This window comes from Rhodococcoides corynebacterioides (genome assembly GCF_019834675.1).
GTDB lineage: Bacteria > Actinomycetota > Actinomycetes > Mycobacteriales > Mycobacteriaceae > Rhodococcoides > Rhodococcoides corynebacterioides_A.
In genome coordinates, this window is the sequence record NZ_JABUBU010000011.1 from 58,435 (window position 1) to 83,761 (window position 25,327).

At 70.5% G+C, this 25,327-nt stretch carries 26 protein-coding genes and 1 tRNA gene; 17 read left to right on the forward strand and 10 right to left on the reverse strand.

Features of this window, described 5'->3' with window-relative positions:
- The first annotated feature begins 6 nt into the window (after positions 1-6).
- Positions 7-654, forward strand: a complete 648-nt coding sequence (locus HQ603_RS12560; protein ID WP_222684866.1) for a hypothetical protein — start codon at positions 7-9, stop codon at positions 652-654.
- Positions 651-1,199, forward strand: coding sequence for a signal peptidase I (locus HQ603_RS12565; protein WP_222684867.1), 549 nt, complete (start codon positions 651-653; stop codon positions 1,197-1,199). The genes HQ603_RS12560 and HQ603_RS12565 overlap by 4 nt, the downstream gene beginning before the upstream one ends.
- Positions 1,200-1,842: 643 nt before the next feature.
- Here HQ603_RS12565 and HQ603_RS12570 read toward each other — a convergent pair.
- Positions 1,843-2,601 (reverse strand): hypothetical protein, encoded by a 759-nt coding sequence (locus HQ603_RS12570; protein ID WP_222684868.1) that lies wholly within the window; start codon positions 2,599-2,601, stop codon positions 1,843-1,845.
- A 380-nt stretch (positions 2,602-2,981) separates the two neighbouring features.
- Here HQ603_RS12570 and HQ603_RS12575 point away from each other — a divergent pair, with 380 nt between their 5' ends.
- Genes HQ603_RS12575 through HQ603_RS12590 form a run of 4 tightly spaced genes read left to right on the forward strand, consistent with a single transcriptional unit; the run spans position 2,982 to position 7,299 of the window.
- Positions 2,982-3,659: an HAD family hydrolase gene (locus HQ603_RS12575; protein WP_222684869.1), complete on the forward strand. Its 678-nt coding sequence runs from the start codon at positions 2,982-2,984 to the stop codon at positions 3,657-3,659.
- Positions 3,656-5,449, forward strand: coding sequence for a glycoside hydrolase family 15 protein (locus HQ603_RS12580; RefSeq protein WP_222684870.1), 1,794 nt, complete (start codon positions 3,656-3,658; stop codon positions 5,447-5,449). Before HQ603_RS12575 ends, HQ603_RS12580 begins: the two co-directional genes overlap by 4 nt.
- A 25-nt stretch (positions 5,450-5,474) precedes the next feature.
- The gene (locus HQ603_RS12585; RefSeq protein ID WP_222684871.1) at positions 5,475-6,275 is read left to right on the forward strand and encodes an SDR family NAD(P)-dependent oxidoreductase; all 801 of its coding nucleotides are present in this window, start codon (positions 5,475-5,477) and stop codon (positions 6,273-6,275) included.
- A 34-nt stretch (positions 6,276-6,309) separates the two neighbouring features.
- Complete coding sequence (locus tag HQ603_RS12590; RefSeq protein WP_222684872.1) at positions 6,310-7,299, forward strand: LLM class F420-dependent oxidoreductase; 990 nt, start codon at positions 6,310-6,312, stop codon at positions 7,297-7,299.
- Between the two features lie 105 nt (positions 7,300-7,404).
- Here HQ603_RS12590 and HQ603_RS12595 read toward each other — a convergent pair whose 3' ends face one another.
- The 3 genes from HQ603_RS12595 to HQ603_RS12605 all read right to left on the reverse strand — a co-directional run bounded on the left by HQ603_RS12595 (position 7,405) and on the right by HQ603_RS12605 (position 10,099).
- The gene (locus HQ603_RS12595; protein ID WP_222684873.1) at positions 7,405-8,940 is read right to left on the reverse strand and encodes a TPM domain-containing protein; all 1,536 of its coding nucleotides are present in this window, start codon (positions 8,938-8,940) and stop codon (positions 7,405-7,407) included.
- Positions 8,941-9,048: 108 nt separating this feature from the next.
- Positions 9,049-9,122 (reverse strand) — tRNA-Pro (locus HQ603_RS12600).
- A 32-nt stretch (positions 9,123-9,154) separates the two neighbouring features.
- On the reverse strand, positions 9,155-10,099 hold the full coding sequence (locus tag HQ603_RS12605; protein ID WP_261773786.1) for a metallophosphoesterase: 945 nt from the start codon (positions 10,097-10,099) through the stop codon (positions 9,155-9,157).
- A 114-nt stretch (positions 10,100-10,213) separates the two neighbouring features.
- Here HQ603_RS12605 and HQ603_RS12610 point away from each other — a divergent pair, with 114 nt between their 5' ends.
- Positions 10,214-10,687 (forward strand): GatB/YqeY domain-containing protein, encoded by a 474-nt coding sequence (locus HQ603_RS12610; RefSeq protein WP_068104017.1) that lies wholly within the window; start codon positions 10,214-10,216, stop codon positions 10,685-10,687.
- Between the two features lie 18 nt (positions 10,688-10,705).
- Here the strand turns inward: HQ603_RS12610 and HQ603_RS12615 are convergent, their stop codons facing one another.
- Positions 10,706-13,081, reverse strand: a complete 2,376-nt coding sequence (locus tag HQ603_RS12615; protein WP_308126503.1) for a penicillin-binding protein — start codon at positions 13,079-13,081, stop codon at positions 10,706-10,708.
- A gap of 298 nt (positions 13,082-13,379) precedes the next feature.
- Between HQ603_RS12615 and HQ603_RS12620 the strand changes: the two genes are divergently transcribed.
- Positions 13,380-13,703 carry a WhiB family transcriptional regulator gene (locus HQ603_RS12620; protein WP_222684875.1) on the forward strand — a complete coding sequence of 108 codons (324 nt, stop codon included), beginning with the start codon at positions 13,380-13,382 and terminating at the stop codon, positions 13,701-13,703.
- Positions 13,704-14,252: 549 nt separating this feature from the next.
- Positions 14,253-14,912, forward strand: a complete 660-nt coding sequence (locus tag HQ603_RS12625; protein ID WP_222684876.1) for a hypothetical protein — start codon at positions 14,253-14,255, stop codon at positions 14,910-14,912.
- Between the two features lie 4 nt (positions 14,913-14,916).
- On the opposite strand, the gene HQ603_RS12630 is transcribed toward HQ603_RS12625, so the two are convergent.
- Positions 14,917-16,041: an ArsA family ATPase gene (locus HQ603_RS12630; RefSeq protein WP_222684877.1), complete on the reverse strand. Its 1,125-nt coding sequence runs from the start codon at positions 16,039-16,041 to the stop codon at positions 14,917-14,919.
- On the reverse strand, positions 16,041-17,069 hold the full coding sequence (locus HQ603_RS12635; protein ID WP_222684896.1) for an ArsA-related P-loop ATPase: 1,029 nt from the start codon (positions 17,067-17,069) through the stop codon (positions 16,041-16,043). The genes HQ603_RS12630 and HQ603_RS12635 overlap by 1 nt, the downstream gene beginning before the upstream one ends.
- A 64-nt stretch (positions 17,070-17,133) precedes the next feature.
- On the opposite strand from HQ603_RS12635, the gene HQ603_RS12640 reads away from it, so the two are divergent.
- On the forward strand, positions 17,134-17,298 hold the full coding sequence (locus HQ603_RS12640; RefSeq protein WP_167323208.1) for a hypothetical protein: 165 nt from the start codon (positions 17,134-17,136) through the stop codon (positions 17,296-17,298).
- Complete coding sequence (locus HQ603_RS12645; RefSeq protein WP_222684878.1) at positions 17,298-17,753, forward strand: RidA family protein; 456 nt, start codon at positions 17,298-17,300, stop codon at positions 17,751-17,753. Before HQ603_RS12640 ends, HQ603_RS12645 begins: the two co-directional genes overlap by 1 nt.
- On the opposite strand, the gene HQ603_RS12650 is transcribed toward HQ603_RS12645, so the two are convergent.
- Positions 17,750-18,622 (reverse strand): Gfo/Idh/MocA family protein, encoded by an 873-nt coding sequence (locus tag HQ603_RS12650; protein WP_222684879.1) that lies wholly within the window; start codon positions 18,620-18,622, stop codon positions 17,750-17,752. The two genes, HQ603_RS12645 and HQ603_RS12650, sit on opposite strands and share 4 nt — an antisense overlap.
- A 50-nt stretch (positions 18,623-18,672) precedes the next feature.
- Between HQ603_RS12650 and HQ603_RS12655 the strand changes: the two genes are divergently transcribed.
- Entirely contained in the window at positions 18,673-19,455 is a 783-nt protein-coding gene (locus HQ603_RS12655; RefSeq protein WP_222684880.1) for an MBL fold metallo-hydrolase, read from the forward strand.
- Between the two features lie 35 nt (positions 19,456-19,490).
- Here HQ603_RS12655 and HQ603_RS12660 read toward each other — a convergent pair whose 3' ends face one another.
- Positions 19,491-20,165: a Crp/Fnr family transcriptional regulator gene (locus tag HQ603_RS12660; RefSeq protein WP_027506688.1), complete on the reverse strand. Its 675-nt coding sequence runs from the start codon at positions 20,163-20,165 to the stop codon at positions 19,491-19,493.
- Between the two features lie 183 nt (positions 20,166-20,348).
- Positions 20,349-20,621: a hypothetical protein gene (locus HQ603_RS12665; protein ID WP_222684881.1), complete on the reverse strand. Its 273-nt coding sequence runs from the start codon at positions 20,619-20,621 to the stop codon at positions 20,349-20,351.
- A gap of 218 nt (positions 20,622-20,839) precedes the next feature.
- Between HQ603_RS12665 and nth the strand changes: the two genes are divergently transcribed.
- The 5 genes from nth to HQ603_RS12690 all read left to right on the forward strand — a co-directional run bounded on the left by nth (position 20,840) and on the right by HQ603_RS12690 (position 25,316).
- Positions 20,840-21,526 carry an endonuclease III gene (gene nth, locus HQ603_RS12670; RefSeq protein WP_222684897.1) on the forward strand — a complete coding sequence of 229 codons (687 nt, stop codon included), beginning with the start codon at positions 20,840-20,842 and terminating at the stop codon, positions 21,524-21,526.
- Positions 21,523-22,185, forward strand: coding sequence for a TlpA family protein disulfide reductase (locus HQ603_RS12675; RefSeq protein WP_222684882.1), 663 nt, complete (start codon positions 21,523-21,525; stop codon positions 22,183-22,185). The genes nth and HQ603_RS12675 overlap by 4 nt, the downstream gene beginning before the upstream one ends.
- A 41-nt stretch (positions 22,186-22,226) precedes the next feature.
- Entirely contained in the window at positions 22,227-22,862 is a 636-nt protein-coding gene (locus tag HQ603_RS12680) for an NUDIX hydrolase (protein WP_222684898.1), read from the forward strand.
- A complete protein-coding gene (locus tag HQ603_RS12685; RefSeq protein WP_222684883.1) occupies positions 22,859-24,055 on the forward strand; it encodes a MarP family serine protease in 1,197 nt (398 codons plus the stop codon). Before HQ603_RS12680 ends, HQ603_RS12685 begins: the two co-directional genes overlap by 4 nt.
- A 151-nt stretch (positions 24,056-24,206) precedes the next feature.
- Positions 24,207-25,316, forward strand: a complete 1,110-nt coding sequence (locus HQ603_RS12690) for a GGDEF domain-containing protein (protein ID WP_222684884.1) — start codon at positions 24,207-24,209, stop codon at positions 25,314-25,316.
- Positions 25,317-25,327: the final 11 nt, after the last annotated feature.

The following is a 25,327-nucleotide window of genomic DNA, read 5'->3' on the forward strand; positions in this document are numbered from 1 at the left end:
CGGCCGATGGCGCAACACTCCGCTCCGACGCCGCCGTCACGGCGGCGTCGTCGGGCATCGGCCGTGGCCGCGTCGGGCGTGCTGCTCGGCGTGGCCGCGGTCGGACTCACCACCACCAACGTCGTGGCGACGTTGCGGGATCCGGTGTTCGGCGGGACGACCTTCACGGCGGCGAACAACGGGTTCGAGATCTCGGGCGACGGGTCGACCTGGAGGTCCGGAACGTCGGCGTCCGACGCCGTCACGATGACCGCGACGCCGGCCGCGGCCATGCTGCCAGGCACCACCGTGTACACCGCAGTCTCGCTCCGGACGAAAACCGGATCATCCGCGATCAACGTCGCGACGAAGGCGACGACCACCGCGACGGGACTCCCGAATCGACTGCTGTACGCCGTCGTGCGGTCGAACACGTGCACGTCGTCTGCATTCACCGACCCGGGAAGTTTTCTGGTGGGTGGAGTGACGACGGACGTGCCAATCTCCACGGCACCGACGGACTTCCCCCTGCAGGCCGCGACCGCGACCGCGCCCGGACCGACGGCGTCCCTCTGCTTCCGACTGCGCCTCCCGGACACCATCCAGGTCTGGACCGACTCGTCGGTACCCGGTAGCGGACCGCCCGTATGGAACTTCGAGGGGAAGAAGCCATGAGCACCACCGATCCGGCCGTCACGCCGCGCCATGCTGCCCCGTCGACCCGCCGCAGCGTGGCCGGGCGGCTGGGCGACGCCGTACTCACGGTCCTCGCCGCAGGCGGCGTCGTCTGCATCGTCGCGGTGCTCGCGTCGTTCCTCTTCGGGGTTTCGCTGATCATGTTCAAGACCGGATCGATGGCCCCCACCATCCCCACGGGATCGCTGGCCGTCGTGCGTGAGGTGCCGGCGTCGGACGTCGGGCCCGGCGATGTGGTCACGGTCAATCGGCCCGGCGATCTGCCTGTGACGCACCGGGTCGTGCGAACCTCGCCCGGACCGTCGGGAACCACCCTGCTCGAGCTGAAAGGCGACGCCAACAACTACGAGGACCCGGCCGGTTACACGGTGACCGAGGTCCGGAAGGTGCTGTGGTCCGTTCCCGGATTGGCTCGCGCCGTCGTGTGGCTGTCGAATCCCGTTGTGCTGGGCCTCATCACGGTCGGTATGACCGCACTGGTGGTGACGGTGTTCTGGCCCCGCGAGCCCCGGCGGTCGACGTGAGGGGTCGACTGCGTGTGGCGGTCGCGCTGGTCGGTGCGGTCAGCGTCATGCTGTCCGGAGTTCTGCGTGCCGACCTCACCGAGGCCAACGGGTACGGGTCGGAATTCGCCAAAGCCGGAGTGACCGCCGGGTACTGGCCGACAAAGGGGAGTGCCGCCGCGCAGGCGGGGACGGTGACGTCGGCGTCGGGGTTGAGCATCCTCGCGGGCGGCACGCCACCTCCGTGGCCAGGTCCGACGACATCGATCACACAGGCGGCTCCCGGACGCTCCGAGGCGACATCCGCAGGGCCATATTCGAGTGGTTCGGTACTGGGCACCGCGCTTCGGCTGCGGTCGAGTGGCGCGTCGGGCGGGGCTGTCTCCGGTTCGGTCTGCAGTTCGTACACCTTCGGTCCCGCGCCGCGAGCGACTCCGTGCACAGCAGATCGGCCGGTGTCGGCCACGTCATCTCTGACGTCGTACTTGTTAAGGGCGGACATTCTGTCGGTCGGTGTGGCGGTCGGCACCGACGTCATCGAGCTTGTGTCTCCCATTCATACGTCGGCGTTCTGCAATCTGGACACCGGGTTGAACACTTACTCTGCGACGGATCCTGTGGCCGGCACCCCGATCAGCGGTTTCGGGCAAATACGGATCGGTGGTCAGGCCGTGAACATTCCTGCGCCCGGGTCCACACAGCCCGTATCGAGGAACGGCGTCACGGCAACTGTTCGCAGTACCAAGAGCACGACCGGGGCAGCGCGCTCTCGCCTCACTGTGGACGGATCGGTGACCCTGCTGGGCCTCGTGACCGCGTCGTTCGACGTTGTACTCGCCGAATCGACCTGTACCGCAGGGGCCACGAGTCCCACCTCGAGTGCCTCGTCCACAGTCGGCGCGCGAGCTGTGAATGCAGAGCAAACGTCCGCCGACACGACTAGTCCCGCTGTGGCTACGACCACGGCTACGGCAACAACCGGGGCGAGCGCAACGACGTCCCCCGCGCCGGCCACGACCACGACCTCGGGCCCGTCGACCACGACCACGGTCGACGGGTCGGCGACGACCAGCGCCGGGACGACCACGACAACTACGACGAGTGCTGCGCCGAGCACGACGAGTGCTGTGCCGACTACGACCAGTGCTGCGCCGACCACGACGACGACCTCAACCAGTGCTGCGCCGGCCACGACGACGACCACTCCCACCACGACGACCGCGCCCGCGACGACCTTTACGGGTTCGGCGGAGGACGCAGTGATCCGGCTGACCACCGCAGACGGAGTGGTGTGCGCCGCGGTCGACGGGGGAGGACTGAGCTGCGACGACGGCACCACGATCTCGGCTGATGCGGTGACTCCGAGTGCGGTCGCTGCCGCGACGGTGCAGGGAGTGTGGACACCCAGCACGACCGACGGCACGCCGGTCAGGGTGGTGTCGGCGGTCCGCGGCTGACATTGCTCCGGCTTCCGCAGCTTGCTCCTGTTGTAGCCGGAGCAGGTTGCGGGAAGGGGAGCAGGTTCGCAGTGACGGTCGTACCTGCGCGGGTTTCCGCCAAGCGCGCGGATTGCAACCGGTGAGGTTGGCTGCAACCTGCGCAGGTGTGGCTGCACCTCGGATGAAGCGCCAACCGGGGCGGTGTCGGCGGTCCGCGGCTGCACCTGCTCAGGTTCCCGCCACCTGCGCGGGTTGCAACCGGTGAGGGTGGCGGCAACCTGCGCAGGTGCACTCGCCCCCACTGAAACCCCGGGCCGAAACCCCCGACCGTTTGTGGAAATGGACCGCCGGGTAGCCGACCGGGGTGACCAAGTCCCCCGCCGTGCTCTTCGACATCGACGGCACCCTCGTCGACTCGAACTACGCCCATGTCCACGCCTGGACCCGCGCCTTCCGCGAGGCGGGGATTCCGGTGCCGGCGTGGCGGACGCATCGGTCGATCGGCATGGACGGCGGCAAGCTGCTGGAGTCGCTCACGGGCGACGCCGACGAGGACCGCGCGCAGCACGCGAAGGAACTGCACACCCAGTACTACGAGGAGCTCGCACCTCTCCTGGAGCCGCTGCCGGGAACCCGCGAACTGCTTGCCGAGATCGAACACCGCGGGCTGCAGGTGGTGCTCGCGACGTCGGCGCCGGAGAACGAATTGTCCACCCTCCGTGACGTTCTGGGGATCGACGACATCGTGTCGGAGTCCACCTCGTCGGAGGACGTGGAGACGGCCAAGCCCGAGCCGCGCATCGTCGACATCTCGCTCGAGCGTGCGGGTGTGCCGGCGGAGCGCGCGGTGTTCGTCGGTGACAGCGTCTGGGACGTCGACGCGTCGCGGTCGGCGAAAGTCGACTGCATCGGAGTGCGGAGCGGCGGCATCTCGGCCGCGGAACTGCGGGACGCCGGGGCCGTCGCGGTGTACGACGACCCCGCGGATCTCCTGGCGTCGCTCGACGATTCGCCGATCGCACGGCTCCTCGACCGACGATGAGGCGCGACGGCTACACCGGAATCGAGAACTACGCCGCGATCGGCGACGGCCGGACGGTGGCCCTCATCGCGGCGGACGGACGCATCGACTGGCTCCCCGTGCCCAACCTCGACACCCGGCCGGTGTTCGCGGCGCTGCTCGACGCCGACGAGGGCGGTTACATCGCCCTGCATCCCGTGGGGGACTACAGCACCGAACGCTCGTACCTCGAGGGCACCAACGTTCTGGTCACCACGTTCACCACCGACACCGGGGTGGTGCGCACGACCGACTCGCTGAACACCGGTGTGGCGGGCCGTCTTCCGTGGACGGAGCTCGCGCGGCGGGTGGAGGGAGTGTCGGGGACCGTCGACATGGAATGGGCCGTGGTTCCGGGAACCTGCCTGGGCAACGCCTCGCCGTGGGCGTACGACACCGTGCACGGCACGGTGCTCCGAGTCGACGGCATCACCCTCGGCGTCCGCACCCTGAACGCGGACGACGTGGACAAGGACACCCGCTCCATCCGGGGACGGTTCGCGGCCACCGCCGGGTCGCGGTCGACCGTCGCCGTCGTCGGCACCGAGGTCGAGCCGCTGTACCTGCCGACCCCCGAGGAGGTCGACGCCGGCATCGACCGCACCGTGCGCAACTGGCAGAGCTGGTCGGAGGAGTTCCGGTACGACGGACCGTGGAAGGAGGCGGTGCACCGCAGCGCGCTGGCTCTGAAACTGTTGCTGTACAGCCCTTCCGGGGCAATCGCCGCGGCCGCCACCACCTCGCTGCCGGAGCGGTGGGCCGGCGCGAAGAACTGGGACTACCGCTACGCGTGGGTGCGCGACGCCGCCTACACCATCAAGGCGATGATCCGGTTCGGGCTGCGGGAAGAAGTGCACGCGGCCGTCGCCTGGTTGCTGCGCATCATCCGCCGCAACGACAAGCTCACCCAGGTCTTCTACACCCTGAACGGTGAAATCCCGAGCGGTAGTTCGTATCCGGACGTTCCAGGGTGGCGCGGGATCGGCCCCGTCATCGCCGGGAACGACGCCGCGACCCAGCTGCAGCAGGGCATCTTCGGCGACTTGTTCGACATCGTCTCGTTGTACGTCGACGCCGGCAACATCCTCGACGCGCCCACCGGTCGACTGCTCGCCGCCATCGCGGACACCACCTGCGACATCTGGCGCAGCAAGGACGCCGGACTCTGGGAGTTGCCGGACGAGCAGCACTACACGTCGTCGAAGATGGGGTGCTGGCACGCGCTCGATCGAGCGGTGCACCTGTCGGAGCAGGGCATGATTCCCGGCATCGCGGACCGCTGGGTCACCGAGCGCGATCGCATCGCCGAGTGGATCCACGACCATTGCTGGTCGGAGACCAAGCAGGCCTACGTCTGGTACCCGGGCACGGACAAACTGGACGCCTCCGTGCTGCTCCACGCCGGCAGCCCCTGCACCGACGACGCCCGCATGTCGTCGACCATCGACGCCCTCCGCTCCGAACTCGGTGCGGATGACCACCTGTACCGCTACTCGGGGATGCAGACCGTCGAGGGCACCTTCGTCGCGTGTTCGTTCTGGGTGGTGAACGCCCTGGCCCACATCGGTCGCGAGGACGAGGCCTCGGACCTCATGGACAGGCTGGTCACCAGCGCCAACGACGTCGGGTTGTGGGCCGAGATGGTCGACCCGCACCGCACCCCGGATCGGGGCACCACCACGCATCTCGGCAACTTCCCGCAGGGCCTGAGCCATCTGGCCCTCATCAATTCCGCGCTGACCCTCGCGCGCGGACACGACCACACCGCTTGACCCACAAGGAAATTGGAGCGCACTCATGGATCTCGGAATCAAGGGCCGCACGGCCGTCGTCACGGGTGCCGACTCGGGCATCGGCTGGTGCACCGCACAGATGTTGCTCGACGAAGGTGTCCGCGTCGTCGTCAGCGACAAGGACGAGGACAAGCTGGCCGAGTCGGCCGCGAAGCTGACCGGACCCGAGGGCGCTGTCACCGCGGTTGCCGCGGACGTCACCGACCCGGCGTCGGTGGCCGAACTGCACCGCCGCGCCGTCGAGGCGCTCGGCTCCGTCGACATCCTGGTGCAGAGCGCGGGCGTCACGGGCGCGCAGGGCCTGTTCCACGAGATCGACGACGACGGGTGGGCGTCCACCGTCGAGATCGACCTCCTGGGACCGGTGCGCCTGATCCGCGCGTTCCTCCCGGAGCTGCGCCAGGGCGGATGGGGGCGCATCGTGCTGCTCGCCTCCGAGGACGCCGAACAGCCGTACGTCGACGAATTGCCCTACTGCGCAGCCAAAGCCGGCATTCTCTCGCTCACCAAGGGTCTGTCGAAGACCTACGCCTCGGAGGGCGTCCTGGTGAACGCCGTCTCCCCGGCGTTCATCCACACGCCGATGACCGACGCGATGATGGACAAGCGCGCGGACGAGCGCGGCACCGACCGAGACGAGGCCATCGAGAGCTTCCTGAAGGAAGAGCGTCCGTTCATGGAACTCGGTCGACGGGGTACCCCGGAGGAAGTGGCGGCCGTGGTGACGTTCCTGTGCTCCGAGCGCGCCGCCTTCGTCAACGGCAGCAACTACCGCGTCGACTCGGGATCCGTCGCCACCATCTAGACCCCGAACCGACGCACGACACGGAAAGACACCCATGACACGCTTCGGATACACCCTCATGACCGAGCAGAGCGGGCCCAAGCAGCTCGTCGACTACGCGCAGAAAGCCGAGAACGTCGGCTTCGACTTCGAGGTCTCGAGCGACCACTACTCGCCGTGGCTCTCGGCCCAGGGTCACGCGTCGTACGCCTGGACGATGCTGGGCGCGGTCGCGCAGGTGACCTCGCGGGTCGAGCTGTACACGTACGTGACCTGCCCGATCATTCGCTACCACCCCGCCGTCGTCGCACAGAAGGCCGCGACGCTGCAGATTCTCGCCGACGGCCGGTTCACGCTGGGCCTCGGCAGCGGGGAGAATCTGAACGAGCACGTCGTGGGCCAGGGTTGGCCGTCGGTGGACAAGCGGCAGGACATGTTCGAGGAAGCCGTCAAGATCATCCGGCAGTTGCAGTCGGGTGAGTTGGTCACCTGGGAGGGCGAGCACTACCGCGTCGACTCGGCGCGGCTGTGGGACACCCCCGACACGCCACTCGAGATCGGCGTCGCGGTCAGTGGTGAGAAGTCCATCGAGCGCTTCGCCCCGCTCGCCGACCACATGATTTCCACCGAGCCCAAGCCCGAGCTCATCGAGGGGTGGGACAAGGCGCGGCACGTCGGCACGGGTCTGGCGCAGAACTCGAAGAAGATCGGCCAGATTCCGATCTGCTGGGGGCCGGACGAGCAGGCCGCGATCACGCTGGCGCACGAGCAGTTCCGGTGGTTCGCGGGCGGCTGGGCCGTCAACGCCGACCTGCCCACCACGGCCGGTTTCGCCGGGGCGACGCAGTTCGTGCGCCCCGAGGACGTCGCCGACACCATCGCGTGCGGCCCGGACCTCGACGCGATCGTCGAGAAGGTCAAGCCGTACTGGGAGGCGGGCTATACCGACATCGCGCTGGTGCAGGTCGGCGACGAGTCCCAGGAGCGGTTCCTGGCCGAGGCCGCCGAGCCGCTGCTCGAGAAGCTCCGGGCGGCATCGTCCTGATCGCCGACTGACCTCGCACCCTTCCCGCGCTGCCGTTCCACTCGCGCGCTGCCCACGGTCAGCGCGTCCGCGAGGTCGCAGTGCGGGAAGGACCGGGGCGGCGGCTCACGTACTGCCCGCCGCACCACCTCCGCCGCCGGCGCCTCCGCCGGACACCGTGGCGGACGAGGCGCTCGCCCCGAACGTCGCGGAGAACGCGGCCCAGTTGACCACCGAGGGGTCCACGGCGAGGGGCAGGCCGGCGGGCGCGGTGAACGCCCGGAGCTCCGGGCCGGATTCGAGCCGCTTCTTGTACGCCGCACCGAGACCCAGCGCGACGATGTCCGGCAGCGCGGCGTCGAGGTCGACGGTCGCGTCGTCCTTCTTCGCGGCCGCCTTCAGGCCGTCGCGATACGCCTCCCACGGCCGGGCGGCGTCGAGCCCGGCGGCGGTCAGTCCCGGGTAGGCCGTGGCCATCACCAGACCGGTCAGCAGGAGCAGACCGCCGGGGACGGCCGCGACCAGCATGATCGGCGCCCCCGCGGCCGCCACCACCCCGGCGCCCACCATGATCGCCCCGCCGAGCAGGGCCAGACCCCCGAACGCCCAGCGCAGCCGTCCGACCCCGTGAGCTCGCCATCCCCGCGCGTCGAACTCGGCATTCACCACCGCACCGACCGGGCGCGTGTTCGCCCCGACCTTCTTCAGCGCCGCGTTGTCGACGACGCCGTCCACGGCATGCTCGGACAGTTGGTCCCACACGGCGCGGGGCACGTCCCCCCGAACCTTGCTGTCGTCCAGCAGGCGGACGCGCACTGTCGGCTTCCCGTGCTTCTTCTCGTCGGGCTCGAAGGCGACGGCGTCGTCGGCGGCGAGCGCCACCACGGTGGCCGACGTGGCACTCGCCTGACTGCTGCGGTGCACCAGGGCCGTGGCCACGGCCGGGTCGGTGCGGTGGTCCGGTCGGTAGGTGGTCGGCGTCTCGGCGGACACGGTCGCCCGCGGACGACGGCGGTAGAGCGAGAAGGCCATCACCGCCCCGGCGAGGGCCGCGGCGAGTCCGGTCCACGGCAACCATGTCGACCCCGGACCGTCGGCGAATCGGTTCAGCGCGGTGACCGGCGGGCCGTTCACGATGGAGGACTGCAGTCGGTCGAGTCCGGCGTTCAGGCTGCCCACCACGTCGCCGTCCTTCAGCGGCGGGATGAGCGCGTCCTCGACGATGGCTTCCTGCTCGTCCGGCGGAACGTTGCCGTCGTCGAAGGTGGACCCGACGAAGATGCCCGCGCGGGCCTCGTCGACCGTGCCGGGTTCGCGGTTGATCAGGATCGCCCCGGCGGTGTCCTGATCGACGCCGGTGGCCGCGACCCAGGCCTGCTGCAGTGCCTCGACCTGATCGAGGGTGTCGTCGGGATCGGCGTCGAGTTCACGCACCCAGACGACGACGTCGGCGCCGGTCTCGGAACGCAGGGCCTCGAGGCGCCGGTCGAGGGCCTCGGTCTGGCCGGGATCGAGCGAGAAGCCCGTTCGGTCGTAGACGCGCTCGCCGGAGGTGAGTCCGTCGAAGCGGGTGTCCTGCGCCGCGGACGAGTCGGAGCAACCGGCGAGGCCGAGAACTGTTGCCGCCGACACGATCGCGACGACGAACCGAGTGCGGATCATGCCGCCATGATAGGCAGACCCGGCGGTTCGCTCACGCTGTGCGAACAGCGAAAAGGCCCTGCACCGGCATCCCGGAGCAGGGCCTTCTCTTCGTGTCTCAACCACGAGTCGGGGTGGCGGGATTCGAACCCACGACCTCTTCGTCCCGAACGAAGCGCGCTACCAAGCTGCGCCACACCCCGTGATCGCCACCCTCGCAGGCAGCCGCATCACTCTAACGCACGACCGCCTCGGAACGCGAAACGCCCTGCTCGGGCGTCATTTCGCGGGCTCGACCGGACGGCACCAGCGTGAGCAGAGTGGCCTCGGGCCGGCAGCAGAATCGGTACGGCGCGTAGGGCGAGGTGCCGAGGCCGGCGGACACGTGCAACCGCGTGTGCGCGCCCCACCGCGAGGGCCCCTTCACCCGCGACCGGTCGAGTCCGCAGTTGGTCACCAGCGCGCCGTAGAACGGCAGGCAGAGCTGACCGCCGTGCGTGTGGCCGGCGAGCACCAGGTCGTAGCCGTCGGAGGCGAACCGGTCGAGCACGCGGGGCTCGGGGGAGTGGGTGAGTCCGATGCTGACGTCGGCCACGGGATTCGGGTTCCCGGCGACGGTGTCGTATCGATCGCGCTGCAGATGCGGATCGTCCACCCCGGCGGTGGCGATGCGCACGCCGGCCACCTCGAGTTCGCGACGGACGTGGGTGACGTCGAACCAGCCGCGCTCGGTGAACGCGGCGCGCAGGTCCTGCCACGGCAACGCGTCGCCGAAGACGCGAGTGTGGTCCTTGCGGAAGTACTTCATCGGGTTCTTCGGCACGGGCGCGAAGTAGTCGTTGGAGCCGAAGACGAAGAGACCGGGCCGGCCGAGGAGACCGCCGAGCGCCTGGACCACCGCCGGCACCGACTTGCGGTGGGACAGGTTGTCACCGGTGTTGACCACCAGATCCGGCTCGAGGCGATCGAGCTCGCGCAGCCACGTCTGCTTGAGCTTCTGGTTCGGCATCATGTGCAGATCGCTGATGTGCAGGACGCGCAACGACGGCTTGCCCGGCGCCAACACGGGGAGGGTGGCCTCTCGCAGGGTGAACGCGTTGCGCTCGATCGCGGTGGCGTACGTCAGTCCGGCCGCCGCGCTCCCCACGGCGAGGGCGGCGACACCCGCCGGGGTGGACAGGGCGCCACGCGCGGCCGCACCGACCGACGAGACGGCGCCGAGAGACGAGGTGGGGGCCGGGCGCGAGAGGAACGAGGATTTGCCGGACACCTCGTCGAGGATACCGTTTCGAACATGGCCGAGAACTCAGACATCGAAAAGCGCCTGCGCGCGGACCTGACCACGTCGATGAAGGCGAAGGACGCGCTGCGCACCGCCACGCTGCGGATGCTGCTGTCCGCGATCGGCGCCGAGAAGGTCGCCGGCAAGGAAGCGCGGGAGCTGACCGACGACGATGTGCTCCGCGTCCTGGCGAAGGAATCGAAGAAGCGCGGCGAGTCCGCCGAGATCTACACCCAGAACGGTCGCGGCGAACTGGCGGCCACCGAACGCGCCGAGGCGCAGATCATCGACGAGTACCTGCCGACCCCCCTGACCGACGCCGAACTCGCGGACGTCGCCGACACCGCCATCGCGCAGGTCGCCGAGGAGCTGGGCGAGCGTCCGGGCATGCGGCAGATGGGTCAGGTCATGAAGGCCGCGACCGCCATCGCCGCGGGCAAGGCCGACGGGTCTCGACTGTCCGCCGCGGTGCGCGCCCGGCTCTGAGCGCGCCCGCCCCCGGCCCTACCGCGGAGGTGCGGTGAGGCCGGGGATCGGCGGAATGGTCACGTCCGGCGGCAGCGCGGGCAGGGTGATGCCCGGCCCCGGTGTCGGCCGGGCGGGCGCCGGCCGCACCGAGCCGTCGGACACGTAGAGCGTGATGGTCGACCCGGGAATGGCCGAGCCCGACGGCGACGTGCTGACCACCGTGCCCCGACGTTCCGACGACGCCGTGGTGGCGATGGTGACCCGGAACCCGGCCGCCTGGACCTGCGACTGCGCCGAGCTCTGGTTCAGCCCCACGACGTCGGGTACCTGCCCGTTGGCCGAGCCGCGGACGAACTTCTGATCGACCGGCGGAAGCGCGACGTCGCCGAACTTGGTGGCGACGGGATCCATGGCGTCGAACCAGGTGCGCGCCGGCTCGTTACCGCCGAAGAGGTTGCCCGAGCCGCACGGACGCAGCGGGAACGAGCAGATCTCGCTGGGCGTCGGCGAATCGCCGTAGGTGTAGGCAGCGGCCGCGTAGCGGTTGGTGAAGCCGAGGAAACCCGAGGACCGGTGAGATTCGGTGGTCCCCGTCTTGCCGCCCATCGGCAGCGTCCACCCGACGGACGCGGCCGCGGACGCCGAGGTGCCGCCCGGCTGGTCGTCCTTGCTCATCGCGTTGGCGAGGGTGTCGGCCAGACCCGGCTCGACCACCTGCTCGCAGGCCTGGTGGGTGACCGGGATCTGCTTGCCGCTGCGATCGAAGACGCTGTCGATCGGATTGGGCGGGCACCACTTTCCGCCCGACGCGATGGTGGCGGCGACGTTGCTCAGCTCGAGCGGATTGACGTAGGTGGGCCCGAGCGTGAAGGAACCGAGGTTGGCTTCCTTCTGGTAGTCGGCGAGGCTCTGGTCGGTGCCCTGCCCGGCCGTGCCCGGCAGCGTGTAGGACCGCAGACCGAGACGGACGGCCATGTCGACGGTCGGGGTGACCCCCACCGACTCGATCAGCTTCACGAAGGCGGTGTTGGGCGACTGGGCCAGGGCGTCGGTCACCGACAGGGCGGCCGGATAGGTGCCCGCGTTGGTGACGCAGTAGGTCGACGGCGGGCACCCGCGGGCGCCGCCGTCACCGAGGCCCTTGACCTCGACGCGACTGGGAACCTGGAGCACCGCCGAGGTGCCCAGACCCTTCTCCATGGCCGCGGCGGTGGTGAAGATCTTGAAGATCGACCCCGCCCCGCTGCCGACCAGGGAATACGGCTGCGGCTGCACGGTCTCGTTGGCGTCACCGTTCAGTCCGTAGCGCCGCGACGAGCCCATCGCGAGGATGCGGTGATCGTCCTGCCCCGGCGCGATCACGTTCATCACCGTGGCCACGCCGTCGAGGTTGGGGTTGCTGTTCGACGCGAGGGCGGACGACGTGCTGGCCTGCACCTCCGGGTCGAGGGTGGTGCGGATGAGGTACCCACCCTTGTCGACCTGTTCCTTGCTGATGCCGGCGTCGGCCAGGTACTGCAGGGCGTAGTCGCAGAAGAATCCGCGGTCGCCGGCCGAGATGCATCCGCGCGGGAGCTGATTGGGCTCCGGCAGCACGCTGAGGGGCTCGGCCTTGGCGGCCTCGATCTCGGCGGCGCGCTCGGGGATGTTCTGGATCATCGTGTCGAGCACGGTGTTGCGACGGTCCATGACGCCGTCGTAGTTCGTGTACGGGTTCAGCGCGGAGCTGGACTGGACCATGCCCGCCAACATCGCGGCCTGGGTCAGCGTCAGATCGGCGGCGTCCACCCCGAAGTACGTGCGGGCCGCGTCCTGGATGCCGTACGACGAGTTCCCGAACGGGACCAGGTTCAGGTAGCGGGTGAGGATCTCGTCCTTGGTCAGCCGCTTGTCCAGCGTGAGCGCCATGCGGATCTCGCGGATCTTGCGCGCCGGCGTCGTCTCGATGGCCGCGCGCCGCTCCGCGTCGGTCTTGGCGACGACGAGCAACTGGTAGTTCTTCACGTACTGCTGGTCGAGCGTCGACGCGCCCTGTTCCACCTGGCCGCTGGTGGTGTTGGTGAGGAACGCGCGCACGGTGCCCTGCCAGTCCACGCCGTCGTGTTCCGCGAAACGGCGGTCCTCGATGGAGACGATGGCGAGCTTCATCTCGTTGGAGATGCGGTCGCTGGGGACCTCGAAGCGGCGCTGCTCGTAGAGCCAGGCGATGGGATTGCCCGCGGCGTCGACCATGGTGGACACGGCCGGGACCGTTCCCTCCACCAGCTCGGCGGAGACGTTGTCGACGGTGTCGGCGGCGCGGTTGGAGGCGTATCCGAACCCACCGGCGAGCGGGAACATCACTCCGGCGAGCAACGCGCCCGCGAGTGCGCTGCACCCGGCGAGTTTGGCGACAGTTCTGGCGATCGGCACGTCCGACAGAGTACGGGTCACCACCGTCACGCTCGGTGTTCCTGGGCCGCCTGCTCGCGGCTCGACCGTCCGACCTGGGCTTTCGTCTCCGCTCGCACGCCCGTACCAGAAATCTGACCACCCGCCTTGCTTCGCTCGTGGGCTGTCGCTTACATTGATCAGGCCGTTGTGATTCAGCTAACAATCACCTCGGTTAGTGGGGTAGCGCTCGGGTGGGTGTGCAGCAGGTGGCGCATCACGGCAGCGGTACCGGACACCGTTCAGTCTCGGTGTTCTCGGACGGTGAAGGGATCTTCGAATGCACGCAGGAACGTCGAACTCCGCGCTCGACATCGGGGAGGCCGAGGCGCGCATCGCGTGGGTCTCGCAGGCGCGGTGCCGGGGCGTCGACCCCGACCAGCTCTTCGTTCGCGGGGCGGCGCAGCGCAAGGCCGCCACCATCTGCCGGCACTGCCCGGTACTCATGCAGTGCGGAGCGGACGCCCTCGACAACCGCGTCGAGTTCGGCGTCTGGGGCGGAATGACCGAGCGTCAGCGCCGCGCCCTCATCAAGCAGCACCCCGAGGTCGAGTCCTGGGCCGAGTTCTTCGAGACTCAGCGCCAGCATCAGTCCGCCGTCTGATCGACCCTCGCCTCTCGTTCGTCCTGTCCCACCGCGATGTCCGAATTGCGGTGGGACAGTTCACTATCGGGACTCGGTCGCGTCGGCCGACGGTCGATGAACTCTTCGTGAACGCACGACGGACGCGCGGGGGTGGGTACCCCCGCGCGGCGTGACCGGGTGGTCCGCTTCGTCCTGCTTCGTCTCGGGGCCGCCCGTCTCTGGTGCGCGCCCGGTTCGCCACGGTCGTCCGATTCCCCGCGCCGCTCGGCGCGCCGACCCGGTCGCGTCGGCACCCCTCCCGATCTGCGGTGATCGTCCCCGCACCCGCGCGCCCACCCCTCCCGGGCCGTAATCGTTCCGGTCCGCGCTCGTTCCCCGCCGCCCCGTCGCCGCCGCCGGGCGGCTCGTGGTCGGCCGTCGTTCGTTCGTCGCCCCCACGACACCTTCCCGTTCATTGACACCGCTCGGGGCGGAACCGAGACTTCCGTCGGCACAGCGACTTTCGGGCTGCTCGGCCACCGTCGGACCCGACTCCCGGGTCCGACCTCCACGCGGCAAAGGACTGGCATGAAGTTCAACAGGAAGGCGGCTGTCGCTGCCATGACCATCGTGACCCTGGGCGGGGCGTCGGCCACCGCGTACGCGAACCCGACCGTTCCGGAGGTGCACTGGAACGCCGTGACGGCCGGCACCGGCGTGCTGGTCACCACCGACTCGGGCACCCTGAGCACCGAGAACAACCACCTCGTCGTGCGTGACGACGCCGGCGTCGTCGTCGACTCCGTTCCTCTCGGCATCGCGGTGGACGGCGTCGTCCACCCCGTGTCGGCGCAGGTCGACGGCAACACCGCCACCCTCGCGGTCGACGCCGCCGCCCCGACCACACCCGTCTACGACCTGCCCGGCACGGTGCCGGCCGACCTGCCCGCCGCCGTCGCCGGCGTCAAGGACCCCATCGCGCTGAGCGCCTCGGTGGGTGGATTCCTCGGTGCCGCCACCGGTCTGGTGGGCGGCTGCCTCCTCGGTGCCACGGCGGCCGGCGTCGTCTCCGCGCCCGTCGCGCTGCTCTTCGGCGCGGGCCCGATCGCCGGGTGCATCGGCGGTGCGGTTCTGCTCGGCTCGGGCGCGTCCCTCGCGGGCACCGCGATCGGCGGTCTCGGCGCCGTGGTCGGCAACGCCCAGCAGTTCGTGACGCTGCTGCAGGCTCCCCCGGCTCCGAAGAAGTAGCGGGTCAGGCCGTCCCGGTGAGCTGATCGCCGACTGCCCGCAGCGCGGTCAGGTCGGAGACCTCGAACGGCAGGGACGGCACGCCCACCACCGGCACCCGCGGATGCGCTGCCGTGAACCGGCGAAGCAACGCCAGTTCGCGGGTGGCCGTGCGGGCCCGGTCGGCATGCACGCGGAGGATCCCGGCGGCGAGATCGTCGTCGGGATTCCCCGTGCCGGACAGGGTGTCCGCCGCGCTCGAGGCGTGGTCGGGGGACAGGGAACTCAGGGTCGGGTGCGTGCGGTTGAGCACCAGCCCCGCCAGCGGCATCCCGTCCGCCGCGAGCCGGTCGACGAAGAACGACGCCTCCCGCAACGCGTCCGGCTCCGCGGCCGCCACCACCACGAAGTGCGTGCCGTCTTGACGCAGCAGCTCGTACGTGTGCCGGGCGCGTTCGCGGAACCCGCCGAACATCGAGTCGAGCGACTGGACGAACGACGAGGCGTCCGAAAGCATCTGGGACCCCACGATGGAGGAGACGCCGCGCATCGCGAGCCCGACGGCTCCGGTGACGACGCGCCCGATGCCGCGGCCGGGTGCCATGAGCAGCTTGATCATGCGGCCGTCGAGGAACGACCCGAGACGTTGCGGCGCGTCGAGGAAGTCGAGCGCGTTGCGCGACGGCGGGGTGTCCACGACGACCAGATCCCAGTCGCCGTCCGCGGCCAGCTGCCCCAGCTTCTCCATCGCCATGTACTCCTGCGTGCCGGAGAACGACGACGCCACGGTCTGATAGAAGGAGTTGTTCAGGATCTGTTGGGCCTTCTCCGGCGTCGAGTGCTCGATCACCATCTCGTCGAACGTGCGCCGCATGTTGAGCATCATCGCGTGCAGCTCGCCGGTGGCACCGGGACCCAGGGCGACGGGTTGCGGACTGTTGTCGAGTTCGCCGACGCCGAGCGCCTGCGCCAGCCGCCGGGCCGGATCGATGGTGAGTACCACCACCTTTCGGCCGCGCTCGGCCGCGCGCAGCGCCATCGCCGCGGCGGTGGTCGTCTTGCCGACGCCACCGGACCCGCAGCACACCACGACGCGTGACGACGGGTTCGCGAGGATGGATTCGACGTCGAGCGAGGGCACCGTGGCCATCAGCGGACTCCCTGTTCGGTCAGGTGTGCGGCGAGTTCGTACAGGCCGCCGAGGTCCATGCCGTCGTTCAGGGCGGGCAGGACCAACCGCGCCGCCGGGAGGGACTCGAGCTTGCGGGCGCTCTCGCGCTGCGTACGCACGGTGGCGGCGTGTTCGATGGATTCGGTCAGCAGACCCGCGAAGTCCGCCTCGGACAACGTGATTCCCGCCCCGGCCAACGTGCGCTGCACCGCGGCGGAGTCGACGGTGCCGTCGGCGGCCTCGTCGAGCACCGCGTCCGGCAGGTACGAGGTGGTGCTCCGGTTGACCACGACGGTGCCCAGCCGGAGGTCCGCCGCCGCCAGTTCCACTGCGGCATCGGCGGTTTCCTGCACCGGAAGCGCTTCCAGGAGGGTGACCAGGTGCACCACCGTCTGCTCGGAGTGCAGCAGCCGCACCACGCCCTCGCTCTGCGACCGGACCGGCCCGCTCTTGGCCAGATCGCGCATGGCGGTGGTGACGTCGAGGAAACTGCCGATCCGGCCGGTGGGCGGCGAGTCGACCACGATCTCGTCGTAGAGCGGCCGACCGTCCTTGCGGACCGCGACGGCACGTTCCTTCACCTTTCCGGTGAGCAGGACGTCGCGCAGCCCCGGCGCGATGGTGGTGGCGAACTCGATCGCGCCGACCCGGCGCATCGCACGCCCCGCGAAGCCGAGGTTGTAGAACATGTCGAGGTACTCGAGAAAGGCCGTCTCGATGTCCACGGCCAGCGCGTGCACCTCGCCGCCGCCCTCGGCGGACGCGACCTTGGTGTCGACCGGAGGGAGCGGCGGCACGTCGAAGAGTTGAGCGATGCCCTGACGGCCCTCCACCTCGACCAGCAGCACCTTGCGACCGCCGGCCGCGAGGGCGAGTGCCAGCGCCGCCGCGACGGTCGACTTACCGGTGCCGCCCTTGCCGGAGACGAAGTGCAGGCGTGCCTGCGCCGCCTCGGGTGGCCAGCCGGTGGACTCGTGCGTCGCCGGATTCTCGGGAATGTCGGGCATGTCGGACACAGACCGAGCCTATAGAAAGTCCGGGTGGCGAGGGTCTTCGCTAGGGTTTCCTGTCATGAGCGCATCGACGACGTGGGAATACCTCACGGCCCCACTGCTGATCCACAACACCAAGACCATCCTCGACAACTTCGGATCCCAGGGCTGGGAACTGGTCACGGTGACCCCCGGCCCCACCGGCGAGCAGCTCGTCGCCTACTTCAAGCGTCCCGTCGGCTGATGATCCGCGAGCGCCTGGCCGAACTCGGTCTCGAGCTGCCGCCCGTCGTGCCGCCGGTGGCGTCGTACGTCCCGGCCGTCCGCAGCGGTGACCACGTCTTCACCTCGGGCCAGCTGCCCATGGTCGACGGCGCCCTGCACGCGACCGGCAAGGTCGGCGCCGACGTCGACCCGGACGTCGCCACCGAGGCCGCCCGGCTGTGCGCGCTCAACGCGCTCGCGGCGATCGACGCGCTGGTCGGCATCGAGTCGATCACCCGCGTGGTCAAGGTCGTCGGATTCGTCGCCTCGGCACCGGGTTTCACCGGCCAGCCCGGCGTGATCAACGGCGCGTCGCACCTGCTCGGGGACGTCTTCGGGGACGCGGGGGTCCATGCCCGGTCCGCCGTCGGCGTCGCCGAACTGCCGCTCGGCGCCCCCGTCGAGGTGGAACTGATCGTCGAGGTGCGGACCTAGCCGGTCCGCTCGAGGCGCTCGGTCACCTGCGCCAGCACACGCTGCAGGTGCAGACCGCGGTGCACCGAGAACTCGTGCGGTGTGTCGGTGCGGACCGACTGCAGGAACTCGTCCAGCAGCACGGTGTAGCAGCGGTCCGGCGGGGTGGTGCGATCGAGCAGGTCCACCAGCCCGTCGGGTCCGCTCGCGCTCACGCGCAGCACCGACGGTCGCACCGGGGTCCGCATGGACAGCGCCACCTGGCTCACCCGACCGTCGTGGTCGAGCGTGAGCGACCACGTGTCGGACTCCGCGTCCCGACGCGCGAAGGGCACGTCCGTCACCGGTCCCAGCACGGCCTCGGCCAGGTCGACGACGTGCGGGCCGACGTCCATCAGCGCGCCGCCGTCGTGCCGCCAGGCCGACCCGGCGTACTCGCCGCCCAGCAGCGCCCCCGAGAGCCACGTCGCGGTCAGACCGACGGTGCGTTGCGCCCGCGCGTCCTGCAAAAACGCGCGCGTCTCACCGGCGAAGCGACGGGTCAACGTCACCATCGAGCTGACCCCGGCACGGTCGACGGCCGCGGCCAGCCGTTCCGCGTCGGCCACGGTTCCGGCGATCGGCTTGTCCAGCAGCACGTGTCGGCCCGCCTCCGCCGCGCGCACTGCCAGCTCCGCCTGCACCTCGGGCGGCACGGCGAAGGCCACCGCGTCGACCGCGTCGATCAGCGCGTCCACCGAATCGAGAACCGGGACGCCGGGCGCGACCGCTGCGGCAGCCTCCGGCCGACGAGCCCAGACACCGGCGAAGTCCACGTCGTCGTGGGCCGTCAGGGCGGGGACGGCGGCCTGACGTGCCCAGGGGCCGGCTCCGACGAGTCCGATACGCACCGTGCTCTCCTTGCTCTCGTGCCCGACCGCGGGTGTGGTTGGGTGGGATCATGGCCGGTCTCGCACATCCCGCCTACGGGCAACTCCGCCAGGTGACTCCGACGGCGTCGGTACTGCTGGCGAACAACCCGGGCAAGATGACACTCGACGGGACCAACACCTGGATTCTGCGCGCACCGGGCGAGGACCGATGCGTGGTGGTCGATCCCGGACCCCGCAGCCGCGCGCACATCGACGCCGTCGCGGACTGCGGCCCGGTCGCCCTCGTGCTGGTCACCCACCGCCACCACGATCACACGGGTGGGATCGCCCGGCTGCACCGGCTGACCCGCGCGCCCGTGCGGGCCGTCACCTCCACCTACCTGCGGGGCGACGCGGCCCCGCTCGAGGACGGCGAGGTGATCACGGCCGCCGGACTGGACATCACCGTCGTCGCGACGCCCGGTCACACCGCCGACTCCGTCAGCTTCCTGCTGCCCGACGCCGTGCTCACCGGAGACACCGTCCTGGGCACCGGCACGTCGGTGCTCGACGGCAAGGACGGCAGCCTGGGCGACTACCTCGCCTCCCTCGACCGGCTCGAGCAACTCGGTGAGGGGCGGGCCGTGCTGCCCGGCCACGGGCCGGACCATCCTGACACCGCGGTTCTCGCCCGCACGTACCGCGCCCACCGGGAGCAGCGACTGGACCAGGTGCGCGGCGCCCTCGACGTGCTCGGTGCCGACGCGTCCGCACTGGCCGTGGTGCGCCACGTCTACGCCGACGTCGACAAACGGCTCTGGCCCGCGGCCCGGATGTCGGTCAAGGCGCAGCTGGAGTACCTGCGCGGCTGAGCCGCGCCGGCTCTACCGGGCGCGGCGCGCCGTGACTACCGGGCGCGGCGCGCCAGGCGCTCGGAGTCGGAGATCAGCACACTCTTGCCCTCGAGGCGCAACCACCCGCGGTGCGCGAAGTCGGCGAGCGCCTTGTTGACGGTCTCGCGCGACGCGCCGACGAGCTGCGCGATCTCTTCCTGCGTGAGGTCGTGGACCACCCGCAGGGAGCCGGCCTCCTGCGTGCCGAAGCGCTGCGCGAGCTGCAGCAGAGCCTTGGCGACGCGGCCGGGCACGTCGGTGAAGATGAGGTCGGCCAGGCTGTTGTTGGTGCGGCGGAGACGGCGCGCCAACACGCGCAGCAGCTGCTCCGCGATCTCGGGACGCTGGTCGATCCAGGCCTTGAGGGCGTCGCGGTCCATGCTCACGGCGCGGACCTCGGTGACCGTCGTCGCGGTGGAGGTGCGCGGGCCCGGGTCGAAGATGGAGAGTTCGCCGAACATGTCGGACGGACCCATGATGGTGAGCAAGTTCTCGCGGCCGTCCGGCGAACGGCGGCCGAGCTTCACCTTGCCGCTGACGATGATGTAGAGCCGGTCGCCGGGCTCGCCCTCGTTGAACACCACGTGGCCGCGCGGGAAGTCGACGGGCTGCAGCTGCTTGGTCAGCGCCGACACCGCCGACGGCTCGACCCCTTGGAAGATGCCGGCCCGTGCCAGAACCTCGTCCACGTGTGCTCCTTGCCCATCCGCGAACAGCTGCGCCGATCGGTGCCTCGCGGTGCCGTCGGGTCGCCATTCGACTACGTCCAGTCGTGCCGGGTGTGAAGTCTACGTCGCGCGGGCGGTCGGGGAGTGATCACGGCCACCGACCGGTGAGTCGCAGGGGTTCGGACCGGTGAGTCGCGGGGGTCGTCAGCTGGCGCGGCGGGCCCGGTCGTCGAGCATCGCGATGTCGTCCTCCGCGACCTCGCCGCCGCGACGGCGGCGGGTCTTGAACCGTGCGAGCGCGTGCGGAAAGCCCTCGGCCGCGAGCGTCGCCACCTCGGAGGAGCTGGCGGCGTCGAGGAACTCCTGTACTTCCTGCTCGCGGACGCCGACGCGGTTGAGGCGGACCTCGAAGCGCTCCATGGCGAGCGCGAACAGCATCAGCAAGACCGGGAACAGCACCACAGCGAGAGCTTGCATACGGAGGAGTAAACACTGCCTCGGTCTCGAAAAGAACACGGCGGCGACCCGCCTCGGCCACGGCGCCGGACCCCGTCCGCGCGCGGGGGACGCGTGGGCGACAGGGCGTGTCGGGGCCTGTCCGTAGAGTCGATGTCGTGCCCAGAACACCCGGAAACAGCCCTCACGTGGGTCTTCGGTCGGAGACGCCGTTGGCGTTGACGCGCCGCGCGCGGCGGATGTACCGACAGCTGGGGGAGGTGTTCCCGCACGTTTACTGTGAGTTGGACTTCACCACCCCGCTCGAGCTCGCGGTAGCCACCATCCTGTCGGCGCAGTGCACCGACAAGCGGGTGAACGAGACCACGCCGGCGCTGTTCGCGCGGTACCGCTCGGCGCAGGACTACGCCGAGGCGGATCGGACGGAGCTCGAGGAGTACATCCGGTCGACGGGCTTCTACCGCAACAAGGCGACGTCGCTCATCGGGCTCGGGCGCGAGTTGCTCGAGCGGTTCGACGGTGAGGTCCCGCCGCGGCTGAAGGATCTGGTCACGCTGCCGGGCATCGGGCGCAAGACGGCCAACGTGGTGCTCGGGAACGCGTTCGACGTCCCGGGCATCACGGTCGACACCCACTTCGGTCGCCTCGTACGTCGGTGGGAGTGGACCGCCGAGGAGGACCCGGTGAAGGTCGAGCACGCCGTGGGTGCGCTGATTCCGCGCAAGGAGTGGACGGTGCTCTCGCACCGCGTGATCTTCCACGGTCGGCGGGTGTGTCATGCCCGGACGCCGGCGTGCGGTGTCTGTCTCCTGGCGCCGCTCTGTCCGGCCAACGGCACCGGACCCACCGACCCGCACAAGGCTGCAGCCCTGGTCCGCGGGCCGGAGACCGATCACATCCTCGCCCTCGCCGGAATCGACCGGTGAAGCCGTCGTCCGCTGCCCGCTGGTCGTTGGCCGCACTCGTCGTGGTGATCGCGCTGATCGTGGCCATCTGGCCGCGTGACGACGCCTCGGCGCCGGACAGTTTCGCGGAGTACCGGGACCGGGTGGGCACCACCGCCCCCGCCGACGCCCCGGACGTCGACCTCGGGCCCGAGCGGGCCGCCGCGGGCCTGGCCGACTGCCCGCGACCCGCCGCCGACGCCGCCGCGCCCACCGGTCCCCTGGCGGGCCTGCAGGTGACGTGCCTGGCCGACGGCGCGCCGCTGGACCTCGGCCGCGCGCTGGCCGGTCGCCCCACCGTGCTCAACCTCTGGGCGCACTGGTGCGAGCCGTGCGCCGAGGAACTGCCGTATCTGCAGCAGTACGCCGAGCGCGCGGGCGATGCGGTTACCGTTCTCACGGTGCACGAGGATCCACGCGAGGGCAGCGCACTCGCTCGACTCGCCGACTACGGCGTCCGTCTGCCCGGAGTGCAGGACGGCGGCAAGTCCGTCGCCGCGGCCCTGGGCGCCCCGGCAGTTCTCCCGGTGTCCGTTCTCCTCGACCCGTCCGGCGAGGTCGCCGCCGTTCTGGCCCAGCCGTTCCGGTCGGTCGACGAGATCGCCGACGCCGTCCGGACCCGTCTCGGGGTGACCACGTGAGCGGGCCGCCCTGGTTGCGGACCCTCGCCGCGACCGGATCGATGGTGGCGGACCCGGTCAACCCGATCACGCAGCTCCAGACTCCGCCGGACGCGGACGGTCGGCCGGCGTCGGTGCTCGTGCTGTTCGGCGGTGACCCGGGCGCCGACCGATTGCCCGACGACGCGACGGTTCTGCTCACCCAGCGCGCGTCGTCGCTGCGTCAGCACAGCGGTCAGGTCGCGTTCCCCGGCGGCGCCGCCGACCCCGGTGACGGGGGCGCGGTGGGCACCGCGTTGCGGGAGGCGACGGAGGAGACCGGACTCGACGCCACCGGCGTGGAGCCGCTGGCGACGTTCGATCCCATCTTCGTGCCGCCGTCGGGCTTCGAGGTGACCCCGGTGCTCGCGTACTGGCGGACGCCCGGGCCCGTCCGGGTGATCGACACCGCCGAGGTGGCGCGCGTCGAGGCGGTCCCTCTCGCCGAGCTGCTCGATCCCGCCCACCGATTCGTCGTCCGTCATCCGCGCGGCTACGCCGGACCGGCGTTCGACGTCCGCGGGATGCTGGTCTGGGGTTTCACCGCCGGGGTGCTCACCGGCATCCTCGACACCGCGGGGTGGACCGTGCCGTGGGACACCGAGGACGTCCGTGATCTCGAGACCGCCCTTGCCGCAGCGGGATCGGAGCTGCTGTGACGGTCACGGGATCCACGTGGTTGGACATCGTCGTCGTGCTCGTCGCGCTGCTCGCGGCGTCGTCCGGGTGGCGTCAGGGCGCCGTGGCGTCCGCGCTGGCGTTCCTCGGCGTCGTCATCGGCGCGGTGGCCGGCATTCTCCTGGCCCCGAAGGTTCTCGTGCACGTGGAGGAGCCGCGGCTGCGCATCCTCGCGGGCATCGGACTCATCGTGGTGGTGGTCGTCGTCGGGGAGATCGCCGGCATGGTGCTCGGACGGGCGCTGCGCAGCGGCATCCACAGTCCCGCCGCGCGCGGGGTGGACAGCCTCGTCGGGGCGGGTCTGCAGGCCGTCGCGGTGCTCGTGGCGGCGTGGCTGCTCGCGGTGCCGCTGACGGCCACGTCGCAACCGCAGATCGCCGCCGCCGTCCGGGGATCCGCCGTGCTCGGGGCCGTCGATCGTCTCGCGCCGGACTGGGTGCGCGGCATTCCGAACGATTTCTCCGCGCTCCTCGACACCTCCGGGCTGCCCGACGTCATCGGGCCGTTCGGCCGCACACCCGTCGCGGACGTCGGTCCGCCCGATCCGAGTGTGGCCGCCTCGCCCGTCGCGGCGGACGTCGCGGACAGCGTGCTCCGGATCCGCGGAATCGCGGAGAGCTGCCAACGGGCGCTCGAGGGATCGGGATTCGTCATCGGGCCGGAGCGGGTGATCACCAACGCGCACGTGGTGGCCGGAACCTCGTCGGTGGCCGTCGACACGCAGGACGGTCCGCGCGACGCCGAGGTGGTTCTGTTCGATCCCTCCATCGACGTGGCGGTGCTGGCCGTGCCGGGTCTGCGTGCGGACGTCCTGTCGTTCGCGCCGGACCGTGCGGACACCGGTACCGACGGCGTCGTGCTCGGGTATCCCGGCGGCGGCCCGTACACCGCGTCGCCCGCGCGCGTCCGGGAGACGCTGAACCTCTCGGGCCCGGACATCTACCGCACCGGCACCGTCCAGCGCGAGGTCTACACCGTCCGGGGGTCCATCCGGCAGGGCAACTCCGGCGGACCGCTGATGAGCACGGACGGTCTGGTTCTCGGCGTCGTGTTCGGGGCGGCGGTGGACGACCCGGATACCGGATTCGTGCTCACGGCAGCGGAAGTCGCCGACGAGGTTGCTCTCGGCCTGCAGAACGGGAACGTCGTCGGAACCGGTTCCTGTGTCGCCTGACCGATAGCGGGTACGCGGATGCCGCGCCGTGCGTTCTCCGCGTACCGTGGCCACGAGGGTCCACACCGACGACGGCGTGCAGGACTCGTCCGTCGTAGCGATCAGACTCCGGTGTCCGACGGGACACGGATTCGCGGGAGGTGAGGCACGCATGACACGCCGTGCCGACCGGCGTCCCCGCCCGGAGAACGAGTCGCATTTCGACACCCGATCCAAAGGGGTCATCTTCAGCGCCGGGGGCGCGCTGCCGCTGTTGCTGATCGCGGTTCTCGAACCGACCTTCCTCCGTCCCGGAACGCTGCCGATCCTGGTCGGCATCGTGGTCTTCACCCTCGTGACCGTGGCCTTCACCGTCCGGGTGGGCACGTTGACCGACCGCCAGTTCACGGTGCTCGGGTCCGGCGGCATGTTCGGTGTGGCGGTGTGTGCGTTCCTCATCGCCGACCCGTCGGGCGCGCGCGCCGTCACCGCCATGCTCGCGGTCGTGCCCGCGCTCGCGGCGTCGGGTTCGCCCCGGCGCGTCACGCTGTCCCTCACCGGTACCGCGGTGGTGTTCGCCGCCGCGCTCAGCATCATCGGCGCCGAGGGCGTGGTCCGCTACGTCGCCGCCGGCGCCGCGGTGACCACCGTGATCGTGCCCGCGCTGTTGATCGCCGCCATGCGAACGTCCCTGGAATCGGTCACCGACCGTCTCGAGATGTTGGCCAACACCGATCCGCTCACCGGACTGTTGAACCGCCGCGGGATGCTGCCGCGCGTGGAGGCACTGCTCGCCGAGGCCTGCGCGGCCCGCACCGCCATCGCGGTGTCGCTGGTCGACGTCGACCACTTCAAGTCGGTCAACGACACGCGCGGTCACGCCGCGGGCGACGGCGTGCTCACGGCCGTGGCGGAGGCGATCGCGAACGAGGTGCCGAGCGATGCCGTCGTGGCTCGCCTCGGCGGTGAGGAATTCCTGGTGCTCGGCCTCGCGCGGTCCGTCACCGGGCTCGAGGAGCGCATCCTCGACGCGGTGCGCACGTCCTGCAACGTCACGGTGAGCATCGGTGTCGCGCAGGCCGACGTGCGACCGGGCACCTTCGACGTCGACGTCGAGACCACGCTGGACCGCCTGACGTACGCCGCGGACCGGGCGCTGTACACGGCGAAGACCGCGGGACGCGACCGCGTCGCCTTCGCCCTCGAGGACCCGGTGGACTGGACCGGCGGCGCGGCCGCGCGCCGTGATCGAGTGGAGCCACTCCGTCGTCACGCGTCGTAGGTCCGTGACGG